This window comes from Acidovorax sp. 59, from assembly GCF_002754175.1.
In the GTDB taxonomy this organism is placed as follows: domain Bacteria; phylum Pseudomonadota; class Gammaproteobacteria; order Burkholderiales; family Burkholderiaceae_C; genus Acidovorax; species Acidovorax delafieldii.
In genome coordinates this window covers 4,446,609-4,461,246 of the sequence record NZ_PEET01000001.1, presented here as the reverse complement: position 1 = coordinate 4,461,246, position 14,638 = coordinate 4,446,609, and the positions used below count along the sequence as shown (strand labels likewise).

General features: G+C 65.8%; 19 protein-coding genes. 13 read left to right on the top strand and 6 right to left on the bottom strand.

Features of this window, described 5'->3' with window-relative positions; genetic code table 11:
- Positions 1 to 25 precede the first annotated feature (25 nt).
- Together CLU87_RS20435 and CLU87_RS20430 are read right to left on the bottom strand one after the other, a co-directional pair.
- Positions 26 to 352 (bottom strand): YnfA family protein, encoded by a 327-nt coding sequence (locus CLU87_RS20435; protein ID WP_199170854.1) that lies wholly within the window; start codon positions 350 to 352, stop codon positions 26 to 28.
- Complete coding sequence (locus CLU87_RS20430; RefSeq protein ID WP_099731615.1) at positions 346 to 1,074, bottom strand: helix-turn-helix transcriptional regulator; 729 nt, start codon at positions 1,072 to 1,074, stop codon at positions 346 to 348. Before CLU87_RS20430 ends, CLU87_RS20435 begins: the two co-directional genes overlap by 7 nt.
- A gap of 79 nt (positions 1,075 to 1,153) precedes the next feature.
- Between CLU87_RS20430 and CLU87_RS20425 the strand changes: the two genes are divergently transcribed.
- Together CLU87_RS20425 and CLU87_RS20420 are read left to right on the top strand one after the other, a co-directional pair.
- Positions 1,154 to 1,498: an NIPSNAP family protein gene (locus tag CLU87_RS20425; RefSeq protein ID WP_099731614.1), complete on the top strand. Its 345-nt coding sequence runs from the start codon at positions 1,154 to 1,156 to the stop codon at positions 1,496 to 1,498.
- Positions 1,495 to 1,851 carry an antibiotic biosynthesis monooxygenase gene (locus CLU87_RS20420; RefSeq protein ID WP_099731613.1) on the top strand — a complete coding sequence of 119 codons (357 nt, stop codon included), beginning with the start codon at positions 1,495 to 1,497 and terminating at the stop codon, positions 1,849 to 1,851. The genes CLU87_RS20425 and CLU87_RS20420 overlap by 4 nt, the downstream gene beginning before the upstream one ends.
- A 142-nt stretch (positions 1,852 to 1,993) precedes the next feature.
- On the opposite strand, the gene CLU87_RS20415 is transcribed toward CLU87_RS20420, so the two are convergent.
- From CLU87_RS20415 to CLU87_RS20405, 3 genes are all read right to left on the bottom strand, one after another.
- Entirely contained in the window at positions 1,994 to 2,287 is a 294-nt protein-coding gene (locus CLU87_RS20415) for a hypothetical protein (RefSeq protein WP_101390007.1), read from the bottom strand.
- 79 nt (positions 2,288 to 2,366) lie between these two features.
- On the bottom strand, positions 2,367 to 3,158 hold the full coding sequence (locus CLU87_RS20410) for a hypothetical protein (protein ID WP_099731611.1): 792 nt from the start codon (positions 3,156 to 3,158) through the stop codon (positions 2,367 to 2,369).
- Between the two features lie 119 nt (positions 3,159 to 3,277).
- On the bottom strand, positions 3,278 to 4,702 hold the full coding sequence (locus CLU87_RS20405) for an FAD-binding oxidoreductase (RefSeq protein ID WP_099731610.1): 1,425 nt from the start codon (positions 4,700 to 4,702) through the stop codon (positions 3,278 to 3,280).
- A gap of 170 nt (positions 4,703 to 4,872) precedes the next feature.
- On the opposite strand from CLU87_RS20405, the gene CLU87_RS20400 reads away from it, so the two are divergent.
- The 10 genes from CLU87_RS20400 to CLU87_RS20355 all read left to right on the top strand — a co-directional run bounded on the left by CLU87_RS20400 (position 4,873) and on the right by CLU87_RS20355 (position 13,339).
- Entirely contained in the window at positions 4,873 to 5,565 is a 693-nt protein-coding gene (locus CLU87_RS20400) for a TetR/AcrR family transcriptional regulator (RefSeq protein ID WP_099731609.1), read from the top strand.
- A 96-nt stretch (positions 5,566 to 5,661) separates the two neighbouring features.
- Complete coding sequence (locus tag CLU87_RS20395; RefSeq protein WP_099731608.1) at positions 5,662 to 6,660, top strand: tripartite tricarboxylate transporter substrate binding protein; 999 nt, start codon at positions 5,662 to 5,664, stop codon at positions 6,658 to 6,660.
- Positions 6,657 to 8,165, top strand: coding sequence for a carboxylesterase/lipase family protein (locus tag CLU87_RS20390; RefSeq protein ID WP_099731607.1), 1,509 nt, complete (start codon positions 6,657 to 6,659; stop codon positions 8,163 to 8,165). The genes CLU87_RS20395 and CLU87_RS20390 overlap by 4 nt, the downstream gene beginning before the upstream one ends.
- Before the next feature lie 108 nt (positions 8,166 to 8,273).
- Complete coding sequence (locus CLU87_RS20385) at positions 8,274 to 8,846, top strand: hypothetical protein (RefSeq protein ID WP_099731606.1); 573 nt, start codon at positions 8,274 to 8,276, stop codon at positions 8,844 to 8,846.
- Positions 8,818 to 9,282 carry a DUF2752 domain-containing protein gene (locus CLU87_RS20380; RefSeq protein WP_099731605.1) on the top strand — a complete coding sequence of 155 codons (465 nt, stop codon included), beginning with the start codon at positions 8,818 to 8,820 and terminating at the stop codon, positions 9,280 to 9,282. Before CLU87_RS20385 ends, CLU87_RS20380 begins: the two co-directional genes overlap by 29 nt.
- A gap of 254 nt (positions 9,283 to 9,536) precedes the next feature.
- Positions 9,537 to 10,331 carry a GntR family transcriptional regulator gene (locus CLU87_RS20375; RefSeq protein ID WP_099731604.1) on the top strand — a complete coding sequence of 265 codons (795 nt, stop codon included), beginning with the start codon at positions 9,537 to 9,539 and terminating at the stop codon, positions 10,329 to 10,331.
- Entirely contained in the window at positions 10,328 to 11,149 is an 822-nt protein-coding gene (locus CLU87_RS20370) for a transporter substrate-binding domain-containing protein (protein WP_099731603.1), read from the top strand. Before CLU87_RS20375 ends, CLU87_RS20370 begins: the two co-directional genes overlap by 4 nt.
- A gap of 68 nt (positions 11,150 to 11,217) precedes the next feature.
- Positions 11,218 to 11,892 (top strand): amino acid ABC transporter permease, encoded by a 675-nt coding sequence (locus tag CLU87_RS20365; protein WP_099731602.1) that lies wholly within the window; start codon positions 11,218 to 11,220, stop codon positions 11,890 to 11,892.
- Positions 11,893 to 11,898: 6 nt separating this feature from the next.
- Positions 11,899 to 12,552, top strand: coding sequence for an amino acid ABC transporter permease (locus CLU87_RS20360; protein ID WP_056057035.1), 654 nt, complete (start codon positions 11,899 to 11,901; stop codon positions 12,550 to 12,552).
- Positions 12,536 to 13,339, top strand: coding sequence for an amino acid ABC transporter ATP-binding protein (locus tag CLU87_RS20355; RefSeq protein ID WP_056057037.1), 804 nt, complete (start codon positions 12,536 to 12,538; stop codon positions 13,337 to 13,339). Before CLU87_RS20360 ends, CLU87_RS20355 begins: the two co-directional genes overlap by 17 nt.
- Positions 13,340 to 13,470: 131 nt before the next feature.
- Here CLU87_RS20355 and CLU87_RS20350 read toward each other — a convergent pair whose 3' ends face one another.
- Positions 13,471 to 13,839: an EF-hand domain-containing protein gene (locus CLU87_RS20350; RefSeq protein ID WP_099732274.1), complete on the bottom strand. Its 369-nt coding sequence runs from the start codon at positions 13,837 to 13,839 to the stop codon at positions 13,471 to 13,473.
- A gap of 316 nt (positions 13,840 to 14,155) precedes the next feature.
- Here CLU87_RS20350 and CLU87_RS20345 point away from each other — a divergent pair, with 316 nt between their 5' ends.
- Complete coding sequence (locus CLU87_RS20345; RefSeq protein ID WP_056057040.1) at positions 14,156 to 14,596, top strand: hypothetical protein; 441 nt, start codon at positions 14,156 to 14,158, stop codon at positions 14,594 to 14,596.
- Positions 14,597 to 14,638: the final 42 nt, after the last annotated feature.

Below are 14,638 nucleotides of genomic sequence, written 5' to 3'. Positions count from 1 at the left end.
CTGGTGCCGCCGTCTGTGCGGCCCCTCAGCCGCGAGGCTGAAACATGATGATCGCCATGCCTGCCAGCGCCACCAGCACGCCCGCCACATCCCATGGCGTGGGGCGGATGCCATCCACCGCCCACAGCCATACCAGTGCCACCCCGATATAGACCCCGCCGTAGGCCGCATACACGCGGCCTGCGCCTGCGGTGTCGTGCAGCGTCAAGAGCCATGCGAACAGTGCCAGGCTCGCGGTAGCAGGCAACAGGAGCCACGCGGGCTTGCCTTGCTTGAGCCACAGCCAGGGCAGGTAGCAGCCCACGATTTCGGCGAGGGCCGTAGCGATAAAAAGCAGCAGGGTGTTCAGCATGGTGCGGGGCCTTGTGCGGCACTGGTGTTCGGGGCATCCGGGTGGGTGGCCATCCACTGGCGCAGCGCCAGCTCGCCCTTGGGGGTGAAGTGCACCACGCGCGAGTCCTGAGCGCGTTGGGCCCATCCCCCGTCGAAGAGGCGCTGCAGCAGCGCCGCGCCCAGGGCGCCGCCCAGGTGGTGGCGGCGCTCGCTCCAGTCCAGGCAGGGGCGGCACACCATGCGCCGCTGCAGCGCAAGCGTGGACGTGTCGATACCCACGTGCGCAAACCACCGCGCGCCAGCGGGTGTGATGGCCGCCCCTTGGGGCGTGGCCTGCAGCATGCCCTGGCGCACCAGCGCTTCATAAAACTGCACGCCCACCTCGCCCGCCAGGTGGTCGTAGCACATGCGCGCGCGGCGCAGTGCTGGCTCCCGGGGGCTGGCGCGCAGCCGCACGGCACCGGCGCGAAACGCCACGTTCATCAGTGACTCCAGCAAGTGCGCCACATCGCGGTCTGCCAGCCGGAAGTAGCGGTGCCGACCCTGGCTCTCCACGGCGATCAGGCCTGCATCCAGCAGCTTGGCGAGGTGGGCGCTGATGGTCTGCTTGGTCACGCCTGCAATGTCGGCCAGCTCGGTGGCCGTGAGCGCGCGGTCGGCCATCAGGGCGGTGAGGACTTCGGCGCGTGCGCTGTCGCCGATGAGCGCGGCAATGCGCGCGATGTGGGGGCCGTCTTTCATGGTTCGATCTTGGGCGAACCATTGATGGCCGTCAACCGCCTATCGTGAAGCCCTTGTCCACCAACCTCTCCTGAACGTCATGATCACATGCTTCATTCGCTACGAAATCGATCCCTTTCAGCGCGAGGCGTTTGCCGAATACGCGCGCCGCTGGGGCCAGATCATTCCCCGCTGCGGCGGCCATCTGCTGGGCTACTTCCTGCCGCACGAAGGCAGCAACTACGAGGCCTGGGGCCTGATCGGCTTTGAGTCCCTGGCTGCCTACGAGGCCTACCGCGCCCGACTGCGCGCAGACCCCGAAGGCCTCGCCAACTTTGCGATGGCGCAGGATAAGCGCTTCATTCTTCGCGAGGAGCGCACGTTCACACAGGGGGTGGAAGGCACATTGGGCTTGCCCGCGCACCCGCAGGAGCGTGCTGCATGATGGCTGTGATCTTTGAAGTTCAACCAGCACCCGGCCAGCAGGACGCCTACCTTCAAGCGGCTGCAACGCTGCGTCCGCTGCTGGAGCAAGTGGATGGCTTCATTTCCATTGAGCGCTTTCAGAGCCTGACTGAGCCTGGCCGTCTGCTGTCGCTGTCCTTTTGGCGCGACGAGGAGGCCGTGGCCTGTTGGCGGCAGATGGAAGCCCACCGTCACACCCAGCGGCTGGGCCGCGCCAGCATCTTCCGTGACTACCGTTTGCGTGTGGCCGCTGTGGTACGGGACTACGGCATGTACGACCGGGAAGAAGCGCCGCCGGATTCGCGCGCCACGCTGGAAACTGGCATGCCGTAGTTCGTTGCATTCGGCCGAGAGTACGCGACTCGCCTCGTGATCTTCACGTTAGCGCCCCGCACTCATCCAGCAGCGGCAGGCCGGGTGGTCGGTGCAACTCCATGCCCGTTTCTGCGCTTTCTAGATGCGCGGGCACATCTTCTCAGTCACTCTGCGTTCTGATCTCATGACCGCCTTGGCTCGCCATGCTGAAAAAGGGCAACAAACGAACGACGATGTTCACCAGGGACTTGTTGGCGCTACCGCCGTTGATAGCCAGCAGCGCGATCAGTTCATGCAACAGTGCGCTGGCATGTGCGGATGAGATACGGGGATCGTCGTAGTACGCCTCCCATAGCGCTGAAAGTGCCGGGAACTGAGGAGCGTTGGCCTGGGCCAGTGCAAAGATGAACTCTTCCTGGTGCTGGATGGCTTCGTGCTGGCCGTTGGCGTACATGTCAAATGGCATAGGCTTTTTGTGCACTGTGAAAACGCTCTCGGAGGGGCGCAACAACCGTCAGGTGAGGGTTTTGGTGCTATGCACGCGCAGGCTCGGTAGCCATGTGCGCGTTGATTTCTTTGGCAATGCGCCCCAGGGTCAACCACACCGTACGGTCGCGTTGGTAAGGCATGGCGGCGGCCACCGGAATACTGGTGTGCACCAGCCCTGAAAGTATGTTCTTTCTTTCGTCCTTGGGAAGAATGGCGACGTGTTGATAGGGCTGATAAGAGGTCTTTGAAAGCACCAACGTTGTATCGCTCTCGGTGATCTGAGCGGGCATCTCTGATGGCGAGGCAAAGCGCTGGCCGAGGACCGAAAAGACGGGGTCCACGCTGTTCTCCAGCTCCGCAAACCCCACCAGCACCAGCAAGGCCGAGCCTCCCAGGGGCAGGTCCAAGGAGAAAACCGTTCCCACAGGGGATGAGGTCCGGATCTTCTTTGGTTTTGGTGGTGAAACCTGGATCGGCTTTTCAGGCGGTTGGGGCGTGTGGAGGCGGGCCTCCAGTGCCTGAAGGGTTTTGCGGCGCGACGCGACGTCGCCAGGTGCATCCCGCTCCCACACATCGACATCCCCACCCGACTGCAGCAGCGAAAGGGCTTTGTCTTTCAGTGCCTGATCTAGTCGCCCATAGCGCCATGCGGTGTCGGCCAGGGCAAGGTATACAAGGCAGGCGATTTCCGGGTTTGCGAGCAGGTCGCCGTAGCGGGCCAGGATCTTCTGGCAAGCTTCCTCGGCAGAGAGTCCGTGCTTCAGGTGACGGACATAGTCGTCGCGAACATCGCAGCTTGTGTCGTTGGAAAAGAGACCTGCTCCCCAAGCACCCACGTTGACCTCTCTTGTTGTTCATTCATGGGTACGGGGATGCATCCGGTGGCGCCCCCGCCATCACTTTGTGGCTTGATCGGCCATGGGGCGTCGCCTTCCCGGGGGACGGCCCCATGCCCTCACATTGCAAAAATCTTGCCGGGATTCAGGATGTTCTTCGGGTCCAGCGCCCGCTTGATGGCGCGCATCATGTCCACCGCGCCCGTGCCGGTCTCGTCCAGCAAAAAGCCCATCTTGTGGACGCCCACGCCATGTTCACCGGTACACGTTCCGCCCATGGAGAGTGCCCTGGCAACCAGGGTGTGGTTCATGGCTTCGGCCTTGGTGCGTTCTTCGGCGCTGTTGGGGTCGATGAGGTAGCCAAAGTGGAAGTTGCCGTCGCCCACGTGGCCGACGAGGAAGTAGGGGATGCCGCTGGCTTCGACTTCGTCCACGGATTCGAGCAGGCAGTCGGCCAGGCGGCTGATGGGCACGCAGGTGTCGGTGCTAATGGCGCGGCAGCCGGGGCGGCTTTGCACGGCGGCGAAGTAGGCGTTGTGCCGCGCGGTCCACAGGCGCGTGCGCTCTTCGGGCGTGCTGGCCCATTCAAAAGCCTGGCCGCCGAATTCGCTGGCAATGTCCTGCACCATCTCTGCCTGTTCTTTCACGCTGGCGGGTGAGCCGTGGAACTCCATTAGCAGCATGGGTTCCTCGCGCAGGGTCAGCTTGCTGTGCGCGTTCACCATGCGCACCGTGTGGTGGTCGATGAGCTCCACACGCGCAATCGGCACACCGATCTGGATGATCTGGATGGTGGTGCGCACGGCCGCTTCGATGCTGGGGAAGGAGCAGATGGCTGCGCTCACGGCTTCGGGCAGCGGGTACAGGCGCACTGTGATCTCGGTCATGATGCCCAGCGTGCCTTCGCTGCCCACCATCAGGCGCGTGAGGTCGTAGCCCGCGCTGCTCTTCTTGGCGCGGGTGCCGGTGTGGATGACCTCGCCGCTGGCAGTCACCACCTCCAGCGCCAGCACGTTCTCGCGCATGGTGCCGTAGCGCACGGCATTGGTGCCGCTGGCGCGCGTGGCGCACATGCCGCCGATGCTGGCGTCGGCGCCGGGGTCGATGGGGAAGAACAGGCCGGTGTCCTTGATGGCTTCGTTCAGTGCCTTGCGTGTGATACCGGGTTGCACAGTCACCGTGAGGTCTTCGGCGTTGATGCTGAGCACCTGGTGCATGCGGCTCACGTCAATGCTGATGCCGCCCTGCACGGCCAGCAGGTGGCCTTCGAGCGACGAACCCGCGCCGTAGGGGATCACGGGCACTTCGTACTGGCTGGCCAGCTTCACCGCATCGGCCACGTCCTGCGTGCTTGCGGCAAACACCACGGCGCTGGGCGGTGGGGCCTGCAGCGAACCTTCGTCGCGCCCATGCTGTTCGCGCACGGCCTGGGCCAGCGAGCATTGCGCGGCAAAGCGGGCCTGCAGCGCATCGATGAGGGCCTGGGGCACGTCGCGCAGCTTGATTTCGGGCAGCAGGTGGGCGGCAGCGGTGGGGGCGTTCATGGTGTGTGTCTCCGGTGGGTGCGGTCAGTGAGAAGCATTCTAGGTTCGGCCCCGTGGCCGGGCCCTGGGTGATCCACCTTGGGCCCGGGTGGGGATGCGGGTATTCACGGGCTTGTGGGTCGGCGTTTGCATAAATACATTACGTTAGAAATGTATATTGTGAAAGCACCATGAACCACCGTGTTTCCCCCAAGGCCGGGGTGCGCCGCACCCATGCCGAGCGCAGCGCCGCCACCCGCCAGCACCTTATCGCCACGGCCATCGACGTGATCCAGCACCGCAGCCTGGAGGAGATGTCCATCCACGAGCTGGCCAAGTCGGCGGGCATGACCTCGGGCGCGGTGCAGCACCACTTCGAGTCGAAGGCGGTGCTGATGATGAACGTGCTGAGCGAGCTGATCGAGTCCACCGTGCGCTCGGGCGAACTCTGGCCCAGCGCGGCACTGCCCGCGCGCGAGCGGGCGGCGAAGTTTGTGCAGGCGGTGTGGCGCCTGGTCTACGCGCAGCCGCGTTTCATCGTGGCCTGGAACATCTACCTGGGCTGCCGCAACCAGCCCGAGGTGCTGGGCCACATTGCCGAGCTGCGCCAGAGCGTGCAGGCGCGCATGCACGAAGGCTTTTTTAGCGCCTTCCCCGAGCTGGCAGCAGAACCCGACCGCGATGGACTGCTGGGCCTGGTGCTGTCGTCGCTGCGCGGGCTGGGGCTGCTGCAGCTGTTTGCGCCTGCACCGCCCACCGTGCCCGATACCGTCCAGCAGGCACAACTGGCTTGCCTGGCCGACTGGATTGCCACCCGGTGCGAAGCGGCTGTGCCATCAACGGCCGCCGTTGTGTCCACCAAGGCACGCACACGCCGTCGCTGACCCCTTTTGTCTGCCTGCTTGTCGTGCGGCATCTCCCGCCTGCAAGCCACGCATCGCGGACATCCATCGAAGAAAAAATCACAAGGAGACACACCCATGACCTCAGCTTTTATGCGCGTTCCAAGCATGGTCGCGCTGGCCGCACTCGCCTGCCTGGCCGGTGGCGCCCAGGCGCAGCAGCCTGCTGCCTACCCGGCCAAACCCATCCAGCTCATCGCCCAGCAGCCGCCCGGCAGTGGTTCGGACGCCATGACGCGGGTGTGGGCCGACTGCGCCGCGCGCGAGTTGGGTCAGCCCGTCGTGGTGCAGAACAAGCCCGGGGCCAACGGCATCCTGGCCGTCAACTACCTCAAGGCCCAGCCTGCAGATGGCTATAACCTGCTGAGCATCGGCATGTCGCAGATGACCATCACGCCCTACGTCTACAAGCAGCAGCCCTACGATCCGCTGCGCGACTTTGAAGGCGTGGCCGTGCTGGGCACATCGCCGCTGGTGCTGGCGGTGCCCGCAGGGCAGGGCATTGCCAACCTGTCAGATCTGCAAAAGCTGGCGCGGTCCACGCCGGGCGGGGTCAACTTCGGGTCGCCGGGCAAGGGCAGCCCAGCGCACCTGCTGACCTCGGCGTTGATAGAAAAGCTGGGTGTGCCCGGCACCCATGTGCCTTTTGTGGGTGAGGGCGCGGGCCTCACCGCGCTCATGGGCCAGCAGATCCACGCGATGACGCTGGTGATTGGCACGGCAGCAGCACAGGTCAAGGCGGGCAAGCTGGTGCCGCTGGCGCTGTTTGGTGCGCAGCGCTCGCCGTTGCTGCCCGAAGTGCCCACCATCGCCGAAGCCTTGCCGGCCGCCAGCGACCTGGCGCGGCCCGCGTGGATTGCCGTGGTGGCCAAGGCCGGCACGCCCCCCGAGTTGCTGAACCGGCTCAATGCGGTCACTGAGAAGTGTCGGGGTGGCGATTCGCAGTACAAGACCCGCCTTGAAGCCATGAACGTCACGCTCACTGCCACCGCACCTGCCGATGCGCGCACCTGGGCGGCGCGTGATGCGGCCGTGTGGCGCCCGCTGATCGACAAGCTGGGCCTGGCCACCGAATGACGGTGGGCACTGCAGAGCCTCAGGTCACGCTGGCCCACGGTGGGCAACTGCGCGGCCTGTGGGAGGAGGGCGTGCGTGTGTTCCGTGGCATGCCGTACGCGCAAGCGCCACGCGGCGCGCTGCGGTTTGCGGCGCCGTTGCCTGTTTCGCCGTGGTCCGGCGTGCGCGATGCCACCGCGTTTGCGCCCATGGCACCGCAGCTGGCCCGCACCGCGCGTGCCGATGCGCCCATGCTGGGGGGCGACGACTGCCTGGCGATCAATGTGTGGGCGCCAACCGCCGAGCCAGGAGCCCACCTGCCCATCATGGTCTGGGTGCATGGCGGAGGCTTCTTTCGCGGCGCGGCCAGCGAGCCGCTGTATGACGGGGCAGCGCTGGCGCGGCGCGGCGTGGTGGTGGTGTCGGTGCAGTACCGTTTGGGCATTGACGGGTTTTTGCACTTCGAAGGCGAGGAGCACGCTGCGCCCGCCAATCGCGGCCTGCTGGACCTGCTGATGGCACTGCAGTGGGTGCGCGACCATATCCACGCCTGGGGCGGAGATGCGGGGCGCGCCACGGTGTTCGGCCAGTCGGCCGGTGCCGGGGCCTTGGCCTGCCTGATGGGCATGCCCGCTTCGCGTGGGTTGTTCCAGCGCGCCATTTTGCAAAGCCCCAGCGTCGCCTGCCAGACCTTGCAGGAGGCCGCTGCGGCGCGCCATGCCGTGGCCGTGCTGGCGGGTGTGGAGCCCACCCTGGCTGCACTGGGCGCGGCGCAGCAGGCTGCTGTGCTGCACGCCGTACACCGGCTGGCCTCCGAGCCTGCCCTGCGGCAACAGCACGGGCTGGGCGGACGCAACTTCTTTCCCTTGCGGCCCGTGGTCGATGGACGGGTGCTCACCGCACCGCCGTTGGAGGCGCTGGCGCAGCAGTGGGCTGACCAGCCGCCGGCCCTGCAGGTGCTGGTGGGCAGCAACGCGCAGGAGATGCGCCTGTACCATGTGCCCGGCGGTGCCATTGACCGGGTGACGGAGGCGCAGGTCCATGCCTTTGCGCAAGATGTGGGCTTGAGCACTAGTAGCGCCGAGGCCCTGCGCCACATGCTCCCGCTCGCCCAGCAAACGCCCGGGGAATGGCTGTGTGCGCTGCAGTCCGACTACTACTACCGCATGCCCGCGCAGCGCATTGCCGCGCTGGCCCACCGCTGGGCCCGCAGCGCCCATGGTTATGAGTTCACCTGGCCCTCGCCGCAGTGGCGTGGGCGCTTGGGCGCAGCGCATGGGGTGGAGCTGCCGTTTGTGTTCGGCAATCTCCACACGCCCTCAGGGCAGGAACTCACGGGGCCGACGCCGCCCGCTGCGCTGGCCGAGGCACTGCAGCAGCGCTGGGTGGCGTTTGCGCGGGATGGCAACCCTGGATGGGTGCCGTATGCCGGTGCACAGCCGCCGTTTCAGCACTTGGGTGAGACTCTGTTTTGTGCACCCCACCCGCAGCCTGAGCGGTTTGCGCTCTGGGAGGGAGTGCTGTAGCGATCCGCTCTCATGGCTCACCCGTCAGGGGTACCACAGCGGCCGTTGGCTCGCTACACTGAGCCAGCGCTTGCGCGCGACTGACCAACTACAGAGAGAGGGATTGCCATGGCTTCAGCCAGTGTGGGAGATTGCCTGTCGGGTGCCTGGGGCACCTTCAAGAAAAACGTCCTCACCCATGTGGTGTGCACCTTGCTGGTGATGGTGGTCGCCGGCATCAGCGCGGGCCTGTTGGCCGGGCCCATGATGGTGGGCTACATGCGCATGATCGAGCGCGAGACGCGCGGTGAAGCGGTGCAGATCGGCGACGTCTTTCGGGGCTTTGACGACTTTGTGCCCGCCTTTGTGGCGGGGCTCATCAGTTCGCTGGTGGTGTCGCTGGGCTTCATGCTGTGTTTCATCCCCGGCTTGCTGGTCATGGCGCTGCCCCCGGTGGCACTGTTCCTAGTGGCGCGCGGCGAGCGCGATGGCGTCGCGGCTTTCAGCCAGGCCTGGACCATCGTGACAGAAAACCTGGGCTCGGCGTTCTTCTGCTCGCTGGTTCTGGGCATCGTGGGCTCGCTGGGTTTCCTGCTGTGCTGGGTGGGTGCGCTGCTGACGCTGCCGCTGTCCACCATCGGTTCCTACTACATGGCACGCCAGCTGGTGGGCGATGAGCCGGTGGCCCTTCCTCCCCTCTGACCCCGGCCCCGCAGTGGTGCCGGTGGGCAGCCCGCCGGCCTGGCAGCCGCTGGGCGGGGGCGATCGGCGGCAGCGACTGGCGTTGGGCCTGGGCTGGCCGCTGGCCATGGCGGCCACGCCCTGGTGGCTGGGTCAGGGCGGGCTGGGTCTGGGTTGCGGGTTTCTTGCGCTGACGGGCATACCCTGCCCGCTGTGCGGCGGCACGCACGCGTGTGCGGCCCTGGTCCAGGGCGATTGGGCGGCCGCCTGGGCGGCCAACCCGGGTGCGCTGGTGTTGCTGCTGTGGCTGTCGCTGCTGGCGGGTCAGGCGGTGGTCGAAGGCGCTCAGGGCCGCCGCCGCGTGGCGCGCTGGCCCTGGTGGCACCCGGCAGTGTTTGCCGTGCTGGGCAGCGGGTTGGTGCTGTCCTGGCTCTCGCGCCTGGCCGGGCTGGTGTAGCCGCTCGTTGGTTGCTACTCACCTCTTCGTGAGGCGACCGCCTTCTAGGGCCGTCTGAGGGCCCTGCGCAGCCGGTGGCCCGCCAACGCCAGCGCCTGCACCACATCCATGCACAAGCATCCCCTCGGGTCAGGTTAGCGCAGCCCCGCGCATCGTTGCGGGGCAGACAGCCCCATGGTGCACAGCCTCCGTGCGCCAGGCTGGTGCATTCAGCTTGTATACCAGTTGGCACGGAACCTGCGATACCGCAGGCAATGACCACCGCCACCGAGATCAGCAACCGCATCATCGAAGCCGTAATGGCCCAAAAGCTCGCGCCCGGCTCCCGCCTGGGCGAGCAGCAGCTGGCCATGCTGTTCGACTGCAGCCGCACCATCGTGCGCGAGGCGCTCACGCGGCTGGCCACACGGGGCATCGTCACCGTCAGTGCCCGGCGCGGCTGGTATGTGATCGAGCCGTCTCAGGACGAAGCGCGCGAGGCCTTTGAGGCGCGCCGCGTGATCGAGCTGGGCCTGCTGCACCAGCTCAAGGTGGTGGACAAGACGGCGCTGCGCCAGCTCAAGAGCCATCTGCAACGCGAAAAGGCCGCGCTGGCGGGCACCGATGTGGGCATGCGTAGCTTCTTGCTGGGAGACTTCCATGTGTGCCTGGCTGAATGCCTGGGCAACAGCCTGCTGGCCGACACGCTGCGCGACTTCACGGCGCGCACCACGCTCATTGCCATGCTCTACCAGTCATCGCACGATGCGGCTCAGAGCTGTGCCGACCATGTGCGCATCGTCGAGGCGCTGGAAGCGGGAGATATTGCCGGCGCCGAGGCACTCATGTCCGAGCACATCGGCACCGTGCAGTCGGCCCTGCGCCTGCAGGCCAGCAGCGACCCGCTGGCCGGGCTGCGCGACGCGCTGGCACCGGTGCGCAAGAGCCCCGCACCAACCACCGCACCAGCCCGCGCGCGCAAGCCCCGCGCCGCCACCAGTTCCATCCCCCCAGCGTCTGACCCAGACGCACCTGCCGACGCATCCACCTACCTAGGAGCCCTGCTATGACCACCGTCCGCACCGTCACTTCGTCCACCCGCCGCCTGACCCTGGGCGTGCTTGCCGCCACCGGCCTCGCAGCGGCCCTGATCGCACCTGCCGCCCACGCGCAGAACGCGCTGGACAACATCCTCAAGGCCAAGGAAATCAAGATCGCCATTCCCACCGACTACCCGCCCTACGGCTTTGTCGGCACGGACCTCAAACCCCAGGGGCTGGACGTGGAGATGGCCAATTACATCGGCGCCAAGCTGGGCGTCAAGGTCGAGCTGATTCCCGTGACCAGCGCCAACCGCATCCCGTACCTGCAAACGCAGAAGGCCGACCTCGTGATCTCCACCCTGGGCAAGAACCCCGAGCGCGAGAAAGTGATCGACTTCACTGCGGCCTACGCACCGTTCTTCCAGGCCGTGTTTGCGAGCAAGAGCCTGAACATCAAGAGCTTTGCCGACCTGGCGGGCAAGACGGTGGCCGTGACGCGCGGCGCCATGGAAGACCAGGAGCTGGCCAAGGTCGCGCCTGCCGGCGTGGACGTGAAGCGCTTTGAAGACCACGCCGCCAGCATTGCGGCCTTTGTGTCGGGCCAGACGCAGGCCATTGCGACCAGCGCATCGACGGCGGGCACCATCATGGTCAAGAACCCCAACCTGGCCACCGAATACAAGCTGCTCCTCAAGGACAGCCCGAACTTCATCGGTGTGGCCAAAGGCGAAGACAAGCTGCGCCTGCGCGTGAACGAAATCATTGCCGAGGCCCGCAAGTCGGGCGACATCGACAAGCTGTCCAACAAGTGGCTGGGTCGTCCTGCGGGTGACCTGCCCCTGTGATGCGGCGCACAGGATGAATTGCTGAAACCCAAGGGCCTGCGGCGCGACAAGCGGCGCAGGGCACAAGCATGCTGATTGCGCTCGATTTTTCTGCCGTCTTCGCGTCGTGGCCGTTGCTGGTGCGTGGCGTGGTCTGGACCATAGCCCTCACCATCGTGGGCACCGTGCTGGGCCTGCTGCTGGGCACGGTCTGCGCCTGGGCGCGTGCGCGCAACCTGGGCCACCGGCCCACTGCGTTGCGCTGGGCCGTGGCCAGCTATGTGGAGCTGGTGCGCAACACGCCTTTCATCGTGCAGCTGTTCTTCCTGTTCTTCGGCCTGCCCGCGCTGGGGCTCAAGCTCTCGCCCGAGTTCGCGTCGGTCTTGGCCATGGTGATCAACCTGGGCGCGTATTCCGCCGAAATCATCCGCGCAGGCATCGAGGCCACGCCACGCGGCCAGATCGAAGCCGCGCACAGCCTGGCGCTGACGCCGGGCCAGACCTTCCGGCGCGTGGTGCTGCCGCCCGCGCTGCAAAAGGTGTGGCCTGCCATGGTCAGCCAGATCATCATCGTGATGCTGGGCTCGGCCGTGTGCGGCCAGATCTCCACGCCCGAGCTGAGCTACGCCGCCAACCTGATCTCCAGCAACACCTTCCGCGCCTTCGAGGCCTTCATCCTGGCCACTGCTGTGTACCTGGTGCTGTCGATGTTGACTCGTCGTCTGCTGATGTGGGTGGGGACCCGATTCTTGGTGGGGAGGTAAATCGAGATGGTTGAATTTTCCCTTTGGGACATCCTGCGCAACCTGCTGCTGGCAGCGCGCTGGACGGTGTCCCTGTCCCTCATCGCCTTCATCGGCGGTGGCCTGGTGGGCCTGGTGCTGCTGGTACTGCGCCTGTCCAAGGTCCGGGGCGTGGACCGCGCGGTGGGCGCTTATGTGCAGGTGTTCCAGGGCACGCCGCTGCTGATGCAGCTGTTCCTGGCCTACTTCGGCATTGCGCTGTTCGGTATCAAGACCTCGCCGTGGACGGCCGCTGCGGTGGCGCTCACGCTCTACACCAGTGCCTACCTCACAGAGATCTGGCGCGGCTGTGTGGCCTCCATCCCCAAGGGGCAGTGGGAGGCGGCGCAGAGCCTGGCGCTCAACTTCGGCGAACAGCTGCGCCATGTGGTGCTGCCGCAGGCGCTGCGCATCGCGGTGCCGCCCACGGTGGGCTTTCTGGTGCAGGTGATCAAGGGCACGGCGCTGGCTTCGGTCATCGGCTTTGTGGAGCTGACCAAGGCGGGCAGCATGATCTCCAACGCCACCTACAAGCCCTTCCTCGTCTACGCCTGCGTAGCGCTGCTGTATTTTGTTTTGTGCTTCCCGGTGAGCCTGGTGGCGCAGTCCCTTGAAAGGAAACTCCATGGCCATCGCCGCTGAAGCCTCCGCAACCAAACCCACCCCTGCGCACGACGGCATCGTGGTGGGTGAGCCGCCCATTGTGGACATCACTGCGCTGCGCAAGTCCTATGGCAGCAATGAAGTGCTCAAGGGCATCGACCTGAAAGTGCAGCGCGGCGAGGTCATCGCCATCATCGGCAAGAGTGGCTCGGGCAAGAGCACGTTGCTGCGCTGCGTGAATGGGCTGGAGGAGTTCCAGGAAGGCGCCCTCAGCGTCAACGGCCAGAAGCTGCTGCACGACAGCCCTGCCGCCATGCGCGCGCTGCGCCAGCAGGTGGGCATGATCTTCCAGAGCTTCAATCTGTTTCCGCACCTCTCTGTGGGCCGCAACATCATGCTGGCGCCCACGCTGGTGAAGGCGCGCGATGCCAAGGCGGCCGAGGCGCAGGCGCGTCAGCTTTTGGCGCGCGTGGGGTTGGCCGAAAAGTTTGACGCCATGCCCGACCAGCTCTCGGGCGGGCAGCAACAGCGCGTGGCCATTGCTCGCGCACTGGCCATGGAGCCGCAGGTGCTCCTGTGCGACGAGATCACCTCGGCGCTGGACCCTGAACTGGTGGGTGAGGTGCTGCGCGTGGTCGAATCGCTGGCGCAAGAAGGCATGACGCTGATGATGGTCACGCACGAGATGGCGTTCGCCCGCAAGGTGAGCGACCGTGTGATCTTCATGCACCAGGGGCGGGTGCATGAGCAGGGCACGCCTGCCCAGCTGTTTGGAAGTCCGCAGACGCCTGAGCTGCAGCAGTTTTTGTCATCGTTGCACGACTGAAATTCATTTGCCGCTGCTTGTACGCACAAAGGCCTGCCCACGCCCTGGAGTTCCAGCGCGGGCAGGCTTTGCGGTTTGGTAGTTGCGCCTACCCCGGCCTCTGGCTCAGGGCAGTTAAGCGTTGGGCAGGGTCAGGACTGCACCCCCTTGTCGAACTCGGCGCGGGACAGCGATCCGTTCTTGTCGGTATCGAGTTCCTTGAAACGTTGGCTGATGGCTGGCAGCGTGGCGGCCTCTTGCGCGCTCAGCTGACCGTCCTTGTTGGTGTCGGCCTTGTCAAATGCGACGGCCGCTGCGGTGGAGACGCCGCCACTGCTGGGCCCCACAGAAAAAGGCGAGCCTGACTGTGCGGTGCTCTTGCTTGCGGGGCCAAATTGGGGAGGAGAGGAAGAGGAGGACGTCTGTGCCTGCAAGGCACCCACACCACCCAGAGAGAGGGCGGCGAAGAGCATCACGCTGCGTGTGTCGAACGAGTAGTGGCGTCGTTGCAGTGCTTTCATGGTGAGCCTGGCTCCTTTGAAGTTGAACAGGCTTGCATTGCACCGCAGCAAAGCGTGCCGCGCCAGCACTCTTGCCTGCTGTTGCCTCACTCTACATTTGCCAGCGCGGTGTAACGCGGCACGCCGGTTGTGTGTAGATGTCCGCACAGTTTGTAGCCAGACGCAAGCGTCCCCTGGTGCGCATTCACACCCCACCTGCTCAAGCGCTTGGCCTGACCTGCAAGCCCGTGAACGTCCTACAAGCGGGGTCGGGGCGCGGCAAAACAATGCATCCAAGCATTTCGCTTGATCGCACGTTTTTCTGAAGGAGTTCTCCATGCAAAAGCAAACCGTCTTCGCCGCTCTGGCCGCATTGGCATGCACCGCTGCGCTGGCCCAGGCCCCCGCCAACAGCAATGCGCGCCCTCCGTCCGAGGTGAACCCTTCTGCATCCGGTGGTGCGGCGGCGTCCAAGGCACAAAACAAGGTGGACACGCGCAGCGCCAACAGCAGCGCCATGCCTGCCAACCCCGCAGCTGGCGACGGACGTGCGGCTCCGGTGGCCGAGATCAACCCCAGCGCTTCAGGCGGCAAGGCCGCAGCCAAGGCCGATGCACGCGTCAATGCGCGCCTGATGGACACCAACGGCGACGGCATGGTGTCGCGCCAGGAGTGGGACACCTACCACGCACATGCATGGGACACCATGAAGCCCACCAACGCTGGCGTATCCACAGCAGACATCGACAAGCTCAACCGCGCCCCCGCTGCGCATTGATCTCGCCGTACGCAGCGCCTTCATAGCGCTGCGCCGTCGCCC